This is a genomic window from Acinetobacter sp. A1-4-2 (assembly GCF_040233925.1).
Lineage (GTDB): Bacteria > Pseudomonadota > Gammaproteobacteria > Pseudomonadales > Moraxellaceae > Acinetobacter.
The window spans coordinates 826,028-841,635 of record NZ_CP157981.1 but is presented as its reverse complement, the minus strand read 5'-3'; the positions used below and the strand labels follow the sequence as shown (position 1 = coordinate 841,635).

Sequence of the window (15,608 nt, the reverse complement as noted above, 5' to 3'; positions counted from 1 at the left end):
CTTAAAGCTGTTGTCATTGACCCTCTATACCAAACTATTCAGCACCTATGCCACAATGAATGACTATTTTCTCGGCACAGCAAATACTGAGAAAATGCCCACGATATTCAATGATGACATCAAACTGTTCGGCACCATCATCCAGACCTGTGGCAGTCCAGGTTGTACCTTGAGGAAAATCCTGCAACCAGGCCGCTTTATAAAAGTCAGAAACAGAATCAAAGTTGAGATATTTTTCCGGCTCGGCTTGAATTCGGGCTGCCAGTTCGTCAAACCTGCGCAACTGATATTGAGTAAAGTCGATCAGCATGCATCACTCCTCAGGGTTTAAACAGCTTTGAACTGAGTCAAAGCCTGTTTCTTTTTCACCTGCTCCCACTGCCACCAGCCAAAAGCTGCCAGACCAACAAAAGCCGCATACAAAGCAGCAGTTAAAAATAGGTCTTTATAAATAAACATGCCGACATAAACAATATCGACAAAAACCCACAATACCCAGGTGGCAATATGTTTACGGCTGGTCCAATAGGTGGCCAGCAGGCTAAATGCAGCCAGTTGTGAATCCAGCATAGGCACAGCAGCGTCGGTAAAATGCTTTAGCGTTAAACCGAAAATTAAACCGCCAATCGCGGCCAGCAACATTTGGAAAATCACTATTTTTGTGGCGATCGGCTCAATCCGAATTTCATGATCTTGCTGCTTGCCTTTCAGCCAATGATAGAATCCATAAAAGTTCACCACGATGAAAAAGAACTGCAATACGGTTTCGCCATAGAGCTTGAATTGATAAAAAAGATAGGCATACAGTACAAAAGCTGCAAAGTTAAACCACCAGCACCACATATTGCGTTTAACGGTGAGTGTCACCCCAATCAGACTAATAATAACTGCAACAATTTCTAAAGGTGACATGGCAATAATCAAACAGCGAACAGGTGTTGCTATTATGAAAAAAAAAGCCCTGAACGCAAGTTAAATTATCCCTATTTTGTCCCATTGCTCGCCCATCACCACAGGTTTTTTATCTTCAGATTGTGCAATTTCAACAGCATTCAAAAATTGGAGTGCACAGGTTTGACAGTTTTCTAACCATCGTTTAAAAACTTAGAAAACAGTCTATCTGGAAGAATAACAATGTCACAACAACAAGGAAAAGTCAGCTGGGAAATCCGTGGGTCTCTGTTGCTGATTGGTCTGGATCGTGCTGCCAAAAGAAATGCCTTTGATAGCCATATGATTCATGACCTGTCACTGGCCTTAACTGAATATGAAGATGACCCGGAATTGCGTTGTGCAGTCATTTTTGCCCATGGTGATCATTTCACTGCCGGGCTGGATCTGGTCGAGTTACAACCCAAACTGGAAACAGGTGTATTTGATTTTGATCCTGAACAAATTAATCCCTGGGGCACGACCTCAAGAGCACGCAAGAAACCGGTGATTGTGGCGGTACAAGGTATTTGCTATACAGCAGGCATCGAGTTGATGCTGAATGCCGATATCGTCATTGCGCAGGACAATTGCCAGTTCGCGCAAATGGAAGTGCAGCGTGGCATTTTACCCTTTGGCGGTGCAACCGTCCGTTTTGTACAGGCTGCGGGCTGGTCTAAGGCCATGCGCTATTTACTGACCGGCGATTATTTTGATGCAGCAACCGCACTGAATTTAAACCTGATTACTGAAATAAGCACTGAACCGCCACTGCAACGTGCCATCGAACTGGCTGAACATATTGCCCAGGCTGCCCCGCTGGCTGTACAAGCCACACTGGCTTCTGCCAAAGAAGCTGCTGAACAAGGGGCAGAAACAGCATTTTCCAATTTACAGCAACACCTTACCCCACTGCTAAAAACCCAAGATGTACAAGAAGGTGTCATGGCCATGCTGCAACGCCGCGCCCCTGAATTTAAAGGCCGATAATTAAATAGCCAAGTGTCGTTCTGACTCCAGTCACAACACGAGTTTGCCATGCCAAATTACAAGCAGTGATAAAGCAGTCATTTTAATCTCAGTCCAGCTGCCTGTTCAGCAATATCAGCAGCAGTATAAGAGGCCTAGTTTCAGTCAGGCACGACTATGCTGCTCCTTGAATTCACACTTATGCTCACAACCAAAACGGTCAATATGGGTATAGAACACCCCATAACGTCCGACATAATATTCTAAAGACTGGTCATAGAAAGTCCAGTAAATCGACCATTCGCCCAAGTCCAGCTTACGAATCCGGGTTTGGGCTTTGGCGGGCAATTTTCTTAAAATACCTTCTTGAACCACAATAGCCTGACTTAAATTACGTTCGGTCAGATGACGTTCAAAAAACATCTGGCAGACATCATCAAACAGCTGTTGTTCATATTCTTCCACCTCATCTACCCGCGCTTGTGCTGTGGATAAGGGCTGTGCAGAGGTCGCATCGGGTTTGATTAAATCGGCGAGCTGCTTAATTCTAAATTGCTGTAAATGTTGATTGATCTGAATTTTTAAAAATATTTTCCAAAGGACAATCAGTCCAATGCAAACACATAGCCCCAAGAGTATTTTCACCATAGCGTCACTCTCATGAATAAATAATTATTATCTTTATATTACATAAACAATTTGAATAAAAATTATACGATTTTTAAAATTTTATGTTATAAAAAAGAATGCCAAGGAATTTTACTCATGTTCCCTATTTCTTCATCTGCTCAATATACGCTTGTCACTTGCCTCGCTTGGGATCTTCAGGTCAACCAGGCCGGTTCACGACGTGTGGAGTTTTTACATGAGGTGCCTTGGAAACTGTACCCTGATGATGATTTAGAATAAATCACTAAGTAAAAAATACCCCAAGGCCGCCTCAATAGCGGCCTTTTTTATTGCCTGAAAACAAGGAAAAAGCTGATGAATAATCCAATCAATAAAAATGGATTCCCCACACCACTGTCCAAACCGGTTGTAGCCCCTTTTAGCCAAAACTCACGCTTTGCTACAGCCGGTCAATTTATTACTGTTGTGCTGATTTGGTCACTCACTCCGCTTTCAGCCGTCTGGACAGTGCATGAAATTCATTGGGCGTGGGGTTTATTTATCCGGTTTAGCTTGGCCATACCGATTGCACTAGCCTGTCAGGCCTACTTCAAGGTCAAAATACCGGTGCACCCGCAAGCTTTGCTCAGCTATGCCGCGGGTGCTCTAGGCCTGTTTGCCTCCATGGCCTTCTGCTATATGGGCGCATCCAGGGTACCTTCCACGGTGATTTCAATCATTTATGGTAGTGCTCCCTTTGTCTCTGGTTTAGTGGCCATTTATATTTTTCGCAGTGAAAAGTTTAGTGCCTATCAATGGCTGGGCTTGCTATTGGGTATGTTGGGCTTATATTTCGCACTGGGCTTAAACGCGCAAAACCTGTTATTAGATAGATTTGGCATTGGTTTGGAAATCGTGGCCATGCTTTTGTATGTACTTTCTGCATTTGCTGTGCGTGCGGTTGCTGCAAATATCCATCCGGTCAGTCAGATGACCGGTGCTACTATCATGTCATGGCTGGGTTATTGTAGCTTGCTGCCCTTTTTCTCCTCCGACATGCCAGATGAGCTGCCGTCGTTAGATACCGCTATCGCAATTGTCTATAGCGCAGTATTTTCATCTGTACTGGCAATGATTTTTTATTATCAGCTGCTGAACAAAGTCAAGCCCACTACACTGATGCTGATGAACATCATTTGCCCCGTACTGGCCACGCTGTGGGGCACATGGCTTAATCATGAACTGCTCAGCTCACATTTCATCCTAGGGCTGCTGTTACTGTGTATGGGTTTAGCCTGCTATGCGTTGCGCGTACCGGGCAAATAGCCGATAAAATAAAATAGAAAAATCCCGGGCTTGATATCAATCCGGGATTTTCTTGGTTCTGGATACAGATAAAAATCTGTTATTCAATGTGAATGATTTTGCCGTGTTCATCATGATGAACCACGCTGACCTTTTGCTGGCGTCCCTGTTCGATTTCTTCAAGAGCCAAACCAAAATGTTGTCCATAATCGGCAATATTTTTGGCAGAGCTTGTCTTTACTGTTTTTGCAGGAACAAAATTTGCCCATAGCAGCAAGCCCACAGCACAGGCCAATAATGCACTCACGCCATGTTCAATGCCCAAGCCAAAGGCAGAAAAAAGCTGATGCAACACATGCTGTTTTTGCAGGCTGACAATCCCCAGCACAATCAACAACGGTCGCCATAACAACAGCCATACCGCCCACATCATGGCGGTAGAGGTATGTGATGCATAACGTTTATGCCACGGCAAGCAATGACGTAAATCAATAATTAAAGGATTATTTTTCATGGATGACTTCTTCATTATTGAGTTTGGAATTACGCATCCCGCGGTCTGGACTGACCCAGCGTGCGCGCTGGCCATTACCGCGTAACAATACTTTAGGAAATGCCACGATACTGGCCGTCAGGGTGATCAGCCAAAATACAAAGGGATACCAGATCATCCAGAAGTAATTTTTGCCTAGCGAAGGTTCATAACGGCTGTCCATCCATTTACTGATCGCAAACTGCAATAGGCAGGTCACGCCCAAAAGCATGCCGGTGCCATAGGGTAAAAATGGTGAACTAATGCCCGATATGCCCAATGGAACCACAAAATGGATTAACCAGAGGACGGCCATAAACAGCATCAAATAAGACCATACCAAAGTCAGAACCAGTTCACACAGCAGCGGCCATAAAAAATTCAGTTTCGGTTGAAACAGCACATCTATATTTTTAATCAGCACCTGTGCCCCGCCCATGGCCCATCGTAGCCGCTGTTTCCACAAGCCCTTAAAGGTTTCTGGCATCAAAATCCAGACCAAGGCATTCGGTTCGAAGTGAATATTCCAGCCTGCACGTTGCAGCTTCCAGGTAATGTCGATATCTTCGGTCAGCATGTCGGGTGACCAGTAGCCGACCTCATGCACCGCACTTTTACGAAAGGCAGTAATCACGCCAGAAACGGTAAACAGCCGACCAAAGCTGCGTTGTGCCCGTTTAATCATGCCAACAATGGAGGAAAATTCTCCCACCTGAATACGTCCAATCAAAGTCGAACGGGTACGAATTCGTGGATTACCGGTGACCGCAGCCACAGTTTCATCCTTTAGAAAATGCCGTAACATCCAGGTCGCCGCATGCGGATCAAGCAAGGCATCACCATCAATGCCAAGCAAATATTCAGCATCAGTGAGCAAGCTTCCCGCCTGCAGTGCCATGGCTTTGCCCTGATTCTGTGCCAAATGCACTACACGCAATTTTTCATACCGGTCTGCCAAACGGTTTAACACGGCTGCGGTGTTATCGGAACTGCCATCATTGATCGCAATGACCTCAAAATTTGGATAATCCAGCGCCAGTGCATGACCCAATGTTTCTTCGGCATTATCACCTTCGTTAAAACAAGGTACCAGTACAGCCACCTTAGGATAATCAGGTAATGCCTCAGGCTGCTGATACGGCGGATCCTGTCGTTCTTTCCAGTAGAAAATCAGTGCACCGATCATCCATAAATACGACATAAATAATGGATAATAAAAAACAAAGTGCAATGCAGAATGCCAAAAATGCTGCAGCGTTGACATATGGAATTCCTTTAAGGAATAAGTTTGCTGGATTTCATATCAAAGGCTTTGCGTAACACGCCTGTATCAGGATAGTCCTGAATCGGATCATCCGGATAATACGCTTCATGCATCACCCCTTGGGTATATAAAGACTCAATGGTTCTGGCTATTTCATCGGAAGGAACACGTTGATTGGTTCGCCAGTTCACTGACTGCAATTCAAACACCGTTTTCTTCATGCCATTGGGATATTGCTTCACGCGATTAACGATGTCCCGGTAAAAAGCATCGCTATCTGCGGCCTGCTCCATATAGGGCATTGCCATAATCGCAGTGAAGTCATAACGGTTGATCGACTGTTCCAGAGACTGTGAATACCAGTTTTCCGCATAAGGACGCAGGGCAACCTGGGCATATAAATTGCGCGCAGTCAGCAAGAATGGATGATACTGACGGACTTCTTGCGCCAGTTGCATGGCAAAGTCATCAATGTATCTGGTTTTAAAGCCGGTCCATTTTTCCAGCTCGGCATCGTTATTACGGATTTTGGCCAGATCGGTCGGTAAGCCTATCGCAGCATAGGCTTTTAAAGCATCAGGGCTGGCATCTTCATAGTCCGATAAAGTGGTGTCATCGTGGAATAAAATGCCGTTAAATGGCACTGATTTGGCCAGATCCTGATAAATACCGGCAATGGTTTTACGCGCATCGGCAGAAAAAGGACTTAAACGGTGATAGCCCATATTCAGATGGTTGGAATCATCGGCTTGCTGGGTCACCACCACATCTTTGGACACCGGGTTATCTTTTGGTAATTCCCAGGCCAGTAATGGCATCCAGGCATAGACCCGGCTGACTTGGGTGCGGGTTTGAATTTGCCAGGCAGCACGGTTAAACAGGTCGGCACGCATGGGCAAATAATGGTTCGGGAAATACACCATATCCGCAGAACCATTGGCATCCGGATCGGAAAAGGCTTGCAGATACACGGTATTGACTTTCATCGCCACAATCCGGTCAAGCAGGTGATCCAGATTACGTTCCTGCTGAATAGGATCTTTGTCGTAAATGTAATCCAGATCGATATGCATGATTTTTTGCGGACGGTTATTGTCGCCTAAATGTTGCTGGCGATTTTGAATTTCCTGAGCCAAATCTGCCGTGGTCATATTGCCTTCAATCAGAATACGGTTGAGCTGCCCCAATGAATCTTTAGCCGAATCTGCACCATCGTCCAGACTAATGGCTACCGGCATACCTAACTGTTTGGCAATTTTTACGGTTTGCATATTATAGTGACCATAGGGCCAAACCATCACACGAGGTGATTTCAAACCATGTGCAGTCAATAACTGGTTATTCTGCTTTAAGTCACCTGTAATCCGTTGCTGATAATGACGTTCGGTTTCATAGCTGGCAGATTTAGGATCATATAGGCGTGTCACTGCCGCCGGTTCCATATTGCCCTGCGGATTGCCCAAGATGCCGCGATGCAGGTTATAGCTATGACTGGCAATTTCGACCAGACCACTGTCCTGCATCTCTTTCAATTCAGTCCAGGACAACATTTGACTACGCTGAATTTTCTCACCTGAAAAGTCAACGCTTTGACCTGCTTTAGGCTCTAGCCATGAACCCACGACCGCCAGCACCACGGGAATTTTATTGGCTTTGGTCACCGGATAGGCACTTTTATAAAATGATGCATAGCCATCATCCACCGTTAATAAAACCGGTTTGCTCGGCAAGCGATATTTCCCTTCGTGCGCTTTAATCAGCTGATCAACATTAATAAAATGAAAACCGTTATTTTTAAGCCAGCTAATATGTTGCTGAAACTGCTGCGTCGTTACCGAATAGTCAGGAATCAATGCCGATTGTCTATCGGTAATTTCATGGTAGCCAATCACCGTGAGGGTGGGATTGCTGGATGGTAGTGTTTTACTCCAGGCTAAATGAGGCATCTGACATAAAACGGCGGAAAGAGAAGCAGAAAGCAAGGTGGACAGCAAGCGAGTCTTCATTGAATGGTGCTCAAAAAACATTTTATGCTCTGAACACGTAGCATCATTGATCAATAGAAAACTACCCTTTTCATGATTTACGACGTTCAGAACTCTGAATCTGTCTTTTTATCCAATCAAGCTGAAATGAAGCTTAAAAAATAATAATTTTTTTGAAAATTAAATGTTTAAAAATAGAGGAACTGTGATCAAGATCATCATACTTTAACTGGCATACCTACTTTTTATTTTAGTCAAAAGAGCTAAAAAAAGGTTAAATATCCACAAAATTTAAACTAAGTTCCAGAGGGCTGATATTGATCCCGTCCGGCATCCTTGGCTGCATAAAGCTGGATATCGGCAGCTTTCATCAGTTCATGAATATCACTATAGGGATGATTTCGATCCATCCATGCCACCCCCATACTTAAAGTCACATACTGTTTTTGATCAGGCCGGTTTAAATGTTCAAATTGAGCATCTCTGACTGCATTTAAAACCTGCTGCAACATATTCAAGACCACTTGACTCGGAATATTATGCAAAATAATGGCAAACTCTTCCCCACCGTAGCGGGCAACATAAGCAGATTCAGGCAAGGCCTGCTGGATCAGCTTGACCAAATCTTGCAAAATTACATCCCCCTTCAAATGCCCATAGTAATCATTATAGTTTTTAAAATAATCCACATCTAACATGGCAAATGCCAGACTATAATGGGTATGATTTTGTGTCAGGGTAAATAATCGCTGAATTTCAGCATTTAAAGCCCGCCGGTTAAAAGCCCCGGTTAATGCATCTATTTGAATTTGTCGCTCTAGCTTCTGGTTCAGTTGATGTAACTGTGAAGTGCGCTCCTGTACTTTATGATCCAGAGAACTATTCAGCTCAAGTAAGCTATTATTCAATTGCTCAATATGCGAGGTATGCTGTGCATAGTTTTTTGACTGCTGAAACATAATCAGCAAGGCATAGAAACTGGTTGAAATAAATGAAAGATTAAATGAATCGAGTAAATTTAAGGTCAACAAGAAATCATGAAAAAAGGTCACACATAATAAAATTATCGCCCATACATTGACACTGGAATATTGCTCTTTTGATTTCAGGGTCAGATAAAAACCGTAGCCAAAATTTACAATGACAATCGGGCTGATGACCCAACTATAAAAGGCAAAACGCTGAAACACTTCAGGCACAGTAAACAAGGTCACCATCATATCCATGATCAGTACGCACATGGCCACACTGTAAACAATCGGATGCAGATAACGCCGACTGAGTAAAAACATATAACTGATAAAAAAAGTGACTGCCAGATAAGTAAACAGATATTCTAAACGCGCTCCCCATAACCAGCTGATATTGGTAAAGGTAGTATAGGCATAAGGGGCTGAAAATAAATTATGTAAGGCCAGAAACAGAATAAAAACACCAAACACAAAAACCCGGATACTGCTGCGATTAATCACCCCCTGGAATACTGAAAACATTAAGGTAAACATTCCAATACCCAAGACTGCTCCACACACCAGGCCAATACTCATCATCATCTGCTGGAACTGGCGACCAATGGTTGTGCCTATGCCTATCCGCATCGGATTTTCAAGACCACCATGCTGAGGATCAAAATTGGATGCCTGAATGGTGATGGTGAAATACTCTTTTTCCACCACAAAAAAGGCAATTTTAGGTGCATTTTCCGTTTGATGATGGCTTGGGTCTTTTCCGACTTCTCCTAAACGCAGTATAAAATCACCATTCAAGAACATTTTATAAGCCCCATATTGATTGGGAATAAAAATGGCTATACGGCGCCCTACAAATTGCTTAGGTATTTTAAAATGGCCAATAAATGTGCCATAAGTCTGGTTAGTTCCAGTGATTTCTTTAAAAGAGACTGGCAAAGTTACGCTAGTCGATTTTAAAACTGAACTGGGTTGGGTGATGAATTGCTCAGGATAATACTGCCATGTCCCCTTAAAAGGCGTAGAGCTATCTTCAGTAAACTGAACATCATTCAAGAATTTTTGATGTAAATAATAAGATTCAGGCGCGGCTTCATAAAGTGCCCAGACCTGCTTCTGCCCCAGACCTATGCATAGACATATTGCTAGAAAAAGTTTAAAAAAATGAATTAATTTCTGAATTTTATACAAAAAGCGAATCATCCTTAAATACGCTTAGCTATTTCTTAATGTAGCGGTAAAAAAATAAAATTCAAACTATTTTTCACCTATCTGCAAGATTCATCCTTGCCTCTTGCAGAATATTTTTTAACCGATAATCAAGGCGCACTTAATCACGTGTTTTTACATCAAACAACTCTATTTCAAAAATAAGATTGGAGTTTGCAGGAATGATTTTACCCATTTTACGTTCACCATAAGCCAGGTGTGCAGGCACCATTAATTTACGTTTACCACCGACTTTCATGCCAATAATGCCCTGATCCCAGCCTTTAATCACACGACCAGTACCAATCACGGTTTCAAAGTAGTTACCACGGTCAATGGATGAATCGAATTTGGTTCCATCTTCCAGCCAGCCGGTGTAATGGGTCGTAATCAGTGCACCTTTCACCGCTTCTTTACCTTCACCTACTTTTAAATCGATAATCTCTAATTCATTTATCATGGTCATTTACCTAAACTGAGCAGCAATTTTTCAATGCCTAGTATAACCGGATTTAGCTGCATGCTTTAGAATTTAAGGAGATCGGTATTTCTATACTTAAAAGCAGAGTTCCTGGATATTCGAATCATTCACTAAATAAGCCGTCAATTTTTTATGATTTTCATCCTTAAAAATCACCCCTGCCCGGACAAATCCAGCCCGGTCAGAATATTGGCAGGAACTCAGACTGACCATAATCATAGTTCAAAGGCCGGCCGATTTGCTGCGATATTCTCGCTCTGCACCAATAATTGCCTCAATGCCGAGGGCAATCAGCAAACGATAGAGATCCGGATACATATATTTTCCCTTTATTCATTTTTATTGTTTTCAGGTATAGGCAATTTTGTGATCAGGATGCAAGCTTAAGCCTGCAACCTGCATCTATTTATTGTAAGCGTTCCCATTCCACCACGACTTGAGCATGGTCGCCAATTAAGGTCCATTCGCCATCCATGACATTTAACTGCAATTGCATGGTGCGCTCACATAATTGTGGCAATGCCTCTGTGGTTGCGGTAGAGAGTTTCCACACTTCTACATTGCTTAAGGTTTTGAGTTTGCTGTTGCGTTTGTACCACTCATCCACAGCTGAACCATAAGTAACGACAGCCACCTGTTTGCAACGCGCACTGGCCTTTTTCACCTTATCTTCATCCGGACTGCCCACTTCAATCCATTTAATCAGTTGGCCGGTCAGGTCTTTTTGCCATAACGCCGGCTCATTAGTTTCAAACAGATCTTTGGTAAATTCCAGAGCTTCATCGGCAAAACGTGCATAAGCCAAAATACGTACCATCAAGCGTTCAATGGTTTCTGAAGGATGCAAAGCCATAGTGAGTTGATAATCACCGTATTGATGGTCATCCATATTGGCAATATTCAAATCTGCCTTATAAATTGTTGCTTTTAGCGCCATAAAAGAGTCCTCAAATTTGGCGCCTAGCATATAAGATTTGCGGCTATTTTGCTGAAATGTTTTTAATCCTGATCTGAATGGATCTGACACTGAAATAGTTGCTGTTCAAATAACTGCCAGTCATGCGGATGCTGCACAATAATTTCAATACGGTTATCCACGCCTTCTTCTGCAGACTGATAGTTAAACTGCTCGGGATTAAAATTGAAGGTTTTCCAGCCCTGGTTGGTATTAAAAATCCCTTTAATCCGCAGCCACTGTTGCTGTTCACACAGTAAATCCAGCAAGGCATAAAAGTCGAATTGCCAGCGCTTGGGCAATTTCCATCCCGCTACACTATAGCCTTGTGCAGTTTCAACATAGTGATAAGGCAACTGTTTAATTTCTGGTAGAGGCTGTCCAGCTGAAAATGTTTTTTGGATTTTCAATAAAGGCTGAATGTTACGTCTGGTTCCCACATAAGGCAGGTCAATTTGTTGCAGAGGAATTTTATCTTGCCCGCTCATCAGCCAGGTTTGCTGATAAGCCTGATATTCATGCTTTAATGCCTGCAAAGCCTGATCATCTGCAAAACTCATAGTATCCGCATGGGACACCACAATGATTTGTGCTGCTTTTAACTGATCGGCATATAAATTCTGCTTGCTCCAATCACCATCATGCAAACGCGAACCATCAACTACAGTTACCAGTGCCCGCATGGCAATACTTGGCTGCCAGTGCGGTTCGGTCAGCTGTTCCAGCAATTGTGCAGGATGCCCCAAACCTGTGGGCTCGATAAACAACCGGTCCGGTTTGCTTTCTGACAATAAACGCGATAAGGCAATCTGCATCGGTAACTGGCTGCTACAGCAAAGACAACCGCCCAACAGCTCTTTCACTTCATAGCCTTGAGTTTGCGGTAACAGCTGCTGATCGACCCCAATTTGCCCAAACTCGTTCATCAACACCGCCCAGACCTCATTTTCTGGCTTCTGACTGAGCAAATGTTGAAGCAAGGTGGTTTTTCCAGCCCCTAAAAAACCAGAAATAATATGAGTCGGTACCGCTTGAGTAGGAGAAATCAGTTTCAAAATCAACTCGCTTTCAGATAGATATAATCAGTTCACCAGTAAGCACAACTCACCAACCCATACGGATCATGAGGATGCTCACTTTCATTTTTTCCGTACTGCATAGTAAAGCATCCAGTTTATTTTGAATCCTTCATCATTCAATTTTATTTTTTGACGTTTTTAAAATCTAACTGCAAATCATTCACTCCATGCTGTTGTATCCAAAGCAGGATTAAGTCAAAAAGCGGAATGAGGTAAACCCTTGCGCTTTTTATGTTTAGCAAATATTTATATATGATAGAAAAAAATGATCATTAAGCCCAAAAACCATATAGTAGACAATTTAAATAAATATTTATTTTCAATATCTTAGATAATCATATGTATTTCCGCTGTTTTGTTTTCATTCAACATATCTACTATGGCATAGCTTGTTTAGACCCTCAAATTCACCGTTAATACGCTTAAATGTGAATTGATTGAATGGGCATTCGCTATGAGCAACAAAACAAATTACACCACTGAAGTGGCAATCTTGGGCGCAGGCCCTGTGGGTTTGACTATTGCGAACTATCTAAGTAAACAAGGCATTCAGGTCACTGTAATCGAACAACTGGACAGTTTGATTGATTACCCGCGTGCGATTGGTATTGATGATGAAGCATTGCGTACTATTCAGTCACTTGGCTTAGTGAATCAAGTTTTACCGCATACCACACCAAATCATGCCATGCGTTTCTTGACGCCTAAAGGTCGTTGCTTTGCCGACATTCAGCCATTGACTCGTGAATTCGGTTTCTCACGCCGCAATGCCTTTATTCAGCCTCAGGTCGATAATGTCTTACTGCAAGGTTTGAACCAGTATGAAAACACTCAAGTCCTGTTTTCACGTCAACTGAGCGAATTTAGCCAAGATGCCAACGGCGTAACGCTTAAGATTCAAGATAAAAACCAGAAAGAAGAAATTATTCAAGCAAAATATTTAATTGCATGTGATGGCGGTAACTCAATTGTACGTCGTACTTTAAATATTGGTTTTGATGGTAAAACCGCACCAAACCAATGGATCGTGATTGACATTGAAAATGATCCTTTGGCAACACCGCATATTTATCTATGCTGCGACCCGGTACGTCCGTATGTATCTGCTGCCCTGCCTCATGGTATTCGCCGTTTCGAATTCATGGTGATGCCAGGTGAAACTCAAGAAGAGTTAAGCAAACCGGAAAATATTGCCAAATTGCTGTCTAAAGTATTGCCGAATGCTGAAAATATCGAAGTGATCCGTCAGCGTGTTTATACACATAATGCGCGTATTGCCGATAAATTCCGTGTTGACCGCATCCTACTTGCCGGTGATGCCGCACATATTATGCCAGTATGGCAAGGTCAGGGTTATAACAGCGGTATGCGCGATGCCTTTAACCTGGCCTGGAAAGTGGCATTGGTTGTTCAGGGCAAGGCGACTCCAGACCTGTTGGATTCTTACCAGATTGAACGTAAAGACCATGCTAAAGCCATGATTGATCTTTCAGTGATGGCAGGTCATGTACTTGCGCCACCGAAAAAATGGCAAGGTTTCGTGCGTGACGGTATTGCCTATGCATTGAATTACATCAAGCCAATTAAACAGTATTTGCTTGAAATGCGTTTTAAACCGATGCCGAAATATCATGACGGTGCCTTGCTGGCAGACGGCAAGAAAGAATCTCCGGTCGGCAAGATGTTTATTCAGCCGCAAGTAAAACTTGAGTCGGGTGAACAAGTTTTACTGGATGAAGTGATTGGCAACGACTTTGCTATTATTGCCTGGGGAGTCGATCCTCAATGGGGCATCTCGGATACCACCATGCAAGTCTGGAAAAAATTAGGCGTCAAATTTATTCAGGTCATTCCTGAAGTTCAGTTTGGCAATGAAAATCGCAAGAACGTTGATGGCGTGATTACCATTGGCGATATCGGAACCGATATTCGCAGCTGGTTTGGTAAAACTTCAGAATCGGTGGTAATTCTACGTCCTGACCGTTTTGTGGCGGCCTTGGCGATTCCACAAACTCTGGATCACGTGAGCCAACAGCTGTTTAAAAAGCTGCATGTAAAATAATACGGATATAAAAATACATTTACTGAATCATATTCAGAGGCCTGACCACGCGAAAGCGTGGTCTTTTTTTTATTTTTCACTCATATAAATCTTTAAATTTAATGTCAATTATTAGACTTCTTCCATACATCATTTTAGAAACTAAAAATTGTTCGTAAAACCAAAATTAAAAAATAGATTTTAGTCAATATCAGATTCATGAGTGTGGCATGGATGCCCAACGTTTCCCATCCCTTGCGCTACATTTTAAAGCAGTGCTTAAAACTGGCTCAGGATGTCGTGTATGGGAAATAAAAGGTTTTTCCTGCGGACTCACAATACATTTTGAGATCCTCATTTTGACCTTTCAAAAGTAGAGAGATGGCCTACGAGAAGGTAAAAAAATTAAATCAATCAAATGAGACAGTGCTGATTTAAAAAAATCAAATATTGAACATTTTTTGATTTATGCAAGAGAACTTCCAAATAAATCTATTCCTTTAACTCTTCAAAATCAGCTCAATCACTTTAATATCTTTAGCAATTTCAATTAAAAATTAACAGTAAAAATATTAAGCATTAATCTTCTGCAACCATGGCACACCTTTCATTGAATCACGCTGGGCCAGAAGCTGAACAAACGGCTTGAATTCATCCAGATAAGGCAATATTTTGAGAGAGATGGCAAAAATCACCCAGTACCCCAGAAATAGATCTGCTGCTGAAATTTTATCACCCAGCAAATATGGATTTGCTTCTTGCATACCCTTTTTTAGCAATGCCAATACGCTCTCTTCATGACCAAAAGTCAGGCTTCGTTTTCTTTGCTCAATTTGCTCGTCCGATACGCCTAGCCCTTTTAAATCCATAAACTCAGTCAAAGGACCATGCGCAAAGAACATCCATTTCAGATAGGCACCACGCTTGGGGTCATCCAGGGCAGGCGCCAAACCTTTTTCCATATATTTATCTGCCAGATAAGTAAATATGGCCGCAACTTCAGAAATCACTACGCCCTGATCGACCAGACAGGGGACTTTTCCCATGGGATTAATAGTTAAATATTCGGCCTGATGCATATTTTCATAGGGCACGTTTATCTCTTCAATCTGGTCTTCTATACCCAGCTCTTTTAATAAAAGCATCACGGTCATGCCACGCGACTGGGCATTGTTATACAGCTTCATCATTTTAATTCGACCTCTGTTGTTATTTTAGTTTTTAAATATAAAGCGCTTTGATTATTTGATGGTGATTATGTGATACATGCACTCTCGTTAA

General features: G+C 42.5%; 15 protein-coding genes and 1 pseudogene. 4 read left to right on the top strand and 12 right to left on the bottom strand.

Features of this window, described 5'->3' with window-relative positions; genetic code table 11:
- Positions 1-34: 34 nt before the first annotated feature.
- Together ABJ384_RS04080 and pnuC are read right to left on the bottom strand one after the other, a co-directional pair.
- Positions 35-310 (bottom strand): hypothetical protein, encoded by a 276-nt coding sequence (locus tag ABJ384_RS04080; protein ID WP_349929005.1) that lies wholly within the window; start codon positions 308-310, stop codon positions 35-37.
- Positions 311-327: 17 nt separating this feature from the next.
- Entirely contained in the window at positions 328-912 is a 585-nt protein-coding gene (gene pnuC, locus ABJ384_RS04075; protein WP_349929003.1) for a nicotinamide riboside transporter PnuC, read from the bottom strand.
- A 222-nt stretch (positions 913-1,134) separates the two neighbouring features.
- Here pnuC and ABJ384_RS04070 point away from each other — a divergent pair, with 222 nt between their 5' ends.
- On the top strand, positions 1,135-1,920 hold the full coding sequence (locus ABJ384_RS04070) for a crotonase/enoyl-CoA hydratase family protein (RefSeq protein ID WP_349929001.1): 786 nt from the start codon (positions 1,135-1,137) through the stop codon (positions 1,918-1,920).
- A gap of 144 nt (positions 1,921-2,064) precedes the next feature.
- On the opposite strand, the gene ABJ384_RS04065 is transcribed toward ABJ384_RS04070, so the two are convergent.
- On the bottom strand, positions 2,065-2,547 hold the full coding sequence (locus tag ABJ384_RS04065) for a hypothetical protein (RefSeq protein WP_349928999.1): 483 nt from the start codon (positions 2,545-2,547) through the stop codon (positions 2,065-2,067).
- Between the two features lie 117 nt (positions 2,548-2,664).
- Between ABJ384_RS04065 and ABJ384_RS04060 the strand changes: the two genes are divergently transcribed.
- Positions 2,665-2,808 (top strand): hypothetical protein, encoded by a 144-nt coding sequence (locus ABJ384_RS04060; protein WP_180044399.1) that lies wholly within the window; start codon positions 2,665-2,667, stop codon positions 2,806-2,808.
- A gap of 75 nt (positions 2,809-2,883) precedes the next feature.
- Complete coding sequence (locus ABJ384_RS04055) at positions 2,884-3,834, top strand: DMT family transporter (protein WP_349928996.1); 951 nt, start codon at positions 2,884-2,886, stop codon at positions 3,832-3,834.
- A 79-nt stretch (positions 3,835-3,913) separates the two neighbouring features.
- Here ABJ384_RS04055 and pgaD read toward each other — a convergent pair whose 3' ends face one another.
- The 8 genes and pseudogenes from pgaD to ABJ384_RS04015 form a co-directional block, all read right to left on the bottom strand.
- Positions 3,914-4,327 carry a poly-beta-1,6-N-acetyl-D-glucosamine biosynthesis protein PgaD gene (pgaD, locus tag ABJ384_RS04050; RefSeq protein WP_349928994.1) on the bottom strand — a complete coding sequence of 138 codons (414 nt, stop codon included), beginning with the start codon at positions 4,325-4,327 and terminating at the stop codon, positions 3,914-3,916.
- Positions 4,317-5,609: a poly-beta-1,6-N-acetyl-D-glucosamine synthase gene (pgaC, locus tag ABJ384_RS04045; protein ID WP_349928992.1), complete on the bottom strand. Its 1,293-nt coding sequence runs from the start codon at positions 5,607-5,609 to the stop codon at positions 4,317-4,319. Before pgaC ends, pgaD begins: the two co-directional genes overlap by 11 nt.
- A gap of 11 nt (positions 5,610-5,620) precedes the next feature.
- A complete protein-coding gene (pgaB, locus tag ABJ384_RS04040; protein WP_349928990.1) occupies positions 5,621-7,615 on the bottom strand; it encodes a poly-beta-1,6-N-acetyl-D-glucosamine N-deacetylase PgaB in 1,995 nt (664 codons plus the stop codon).
- Between the two features lie 275 nt (positions 7,616-7,890).
- Positions 7,891-9,687, bottom strand: a complete 1,797-nt coding sequence (locus ABJ384_RS04035) for a diguanylate cyclase (RefSeq protein ID WP_349929705.1) — start codon at positions 9,685-9,687, stop codon at positions 7,891-7,893.
- A 205-nt stretch (positions 9,688-9,892) separates the two neighbouring features.
- The gene (locus ABJ384_RS04030) at positions 9,893-10,231 is read right to left on the bottom strand and encodes an FKBP-type peptidyl-prolyl cis-trans isomerase (protein ID WP_086195963.1); all 339 of its coding nucleotides are present in this window, start codon (positions 10,229-10,231) and stop codon (positions 9,893-9,895) included.
- A 246-nt stretch (positions 10,232-10,477) separates the two neighbouring features.
- Positions 10,478-10,570 (bottom strand): annotated as a pseudogene (locus tag ABJ384_RS04025) (MgtC/SapB family protein); the annotation flags it as partial.
- 88 nt (positions 10,571-10,658) lie between these two features.
- The gene (locus ABJ384_RS04020) at positions 10,659-11,189 is read right to left on the bottom strand and encodes a YaeQ family protein (RefSeq protein ID WP_349928988.1); all 531 of its coding nucleotides are present in this window, start codon (positions 11,187-11,189) and stop codon (positions 10,659-10,661) included.
- Between the two features lie 62 nt (positions 11,190-11,251).
- Positions 11,252-12,262: a GTP-binding protein gene (locus ABJ384_RS04015; RefSeq protein WP_349928986.1), complete on the bottom strand. Its 1,011-nt coding sequence runs from the start codon at positions 12,260-12,262 to the stop codon at positions 11,252-11,254.
- 478 nt (positions 12,263-12,740) lie between these two features.
- On the opposite strand from ABJ384_RS04015, the gene ABJ384_RS04010 reads away from it, so the two are divergent.
- Positions 12,741-14,348: a bifunctional 3-(3-hydroxy-phenyl)propionate/3-hydroxycinnamic acid hydroxylase gene (locus tag ABJ384_RS04010; protein ID WP_349928984.1), complete on the top strand. Its 1,608-nt coding sequence runs from the start codon at positions 12,741-12,743 to the stop codon at positions 14,346-14,348.
- Between the two features lie 551 nt (positions 14,349-14,899).
- Here the strand turns inward: ABJ384_RS04010 and ABJ384_RS04005 are convergent.
- Positions 14,900-15,514, bottom strand: a complete 615-nt coding sequence (locus ABJ384_RS04005) for a glutathione S-transferase family protein (protein WP_180044401.1) — start codon at positions 15,512-15,514, stop codon at positions 14,900-14,902.
- Positions 15,515-15,608 lie beyond the last annotated feature (94 nt).

Bases quoted from the DNA above. Each gene is read 5' to 3' on its own strand.
- pgaD (WP_349928994.1), bottom strand. From the start codon at position 4,327: ATGAAAAATAATCCTTTAATTATTGATTTACGTCATTGCTTGCCGTGG.
- ABJ384_RS04080 (WP_349929005.1), bottom strand. From the start codon at position 310: ATGCTGATCGACTTTACTCAATATCAGTTGCGCAGGTTTGACGAACTG.
- ABJ384_RS04070 (WP_349929001.1), top strand. From the start codon at position 1,135: ATGTCACAACAACAAGGAAAAGTCAGCTGGGAAATCCGTGGGTCTCTG.
- ABJ384_RS04005 (WP_180044401.1), bottom strand. From the start codon at position 15,514: ATGAAGCTGTATAACAATGCCCAGTCGCGTGGCATGACCGTGATGCTT.
- ABJ384_RS04020 (WP_349928988.1), bottom strand. From the start codon at position 11,189: ATGGCGCTAAAAGCAACAATTTATAAGGCAGATTTGAATATTGCCAAT.
- ABJ384_RS04060 (WP_180044399.1), top strand. From the start codon at position 2,665: ATGTTCCCTATTTCTTCATCTGCTCAATATACGCTTGTCACTTGCCTC.
- ABJ384_RS04065 (WP_349928999.1), bottom strand. From the start codon at position 2,547: ATGGTGAAAATACTCTTGGGGCTATGTGTTTGCATTGGACTGATTGTC.
- pgaC (WP_349928992.1), bottom strand. From the start codon at position 5,609: ATGTCAACGCTGCAGCATTTTTGGCATTCTGCATTGCACTTTGTTTTT.
- pgaB (WP_349928990.1), bottom strand. From the start codon at position 7,615: ATGAAGACTCGCTTGCTGTCCACCTTGCTTTCTGCTTCTCTTTCCGCC.
- pnuC (WP_349929003.1), bottom strand. From the start codon at position 912: ATGTCACCTTTAGAAATTGTTGCAGTTATTATTAGTCTGATTGGGGTG.
- ABJ384_RS04010 (WP_349928984.1), top strand. From the start codon at position 12,741: ATGAGCAACAAAACAAATTACACCACTGAAGTGGCAATCTTGGGCGCA.
- ABJ384_RS04030 (WP_086195963.1), bottom strand. From the start codon at position 10,231: ATGATAAATGAATTAGAGATTATCGATTTAAAAGTAGGTGAAGGTAAA.
- ABJ384_RS04055 (WP_349928996.1), top strand. From the start codon at position 2,884: ATGAATAATCCAATCAATAAAAATGGATTCCCCACACCACTGTCCAAA.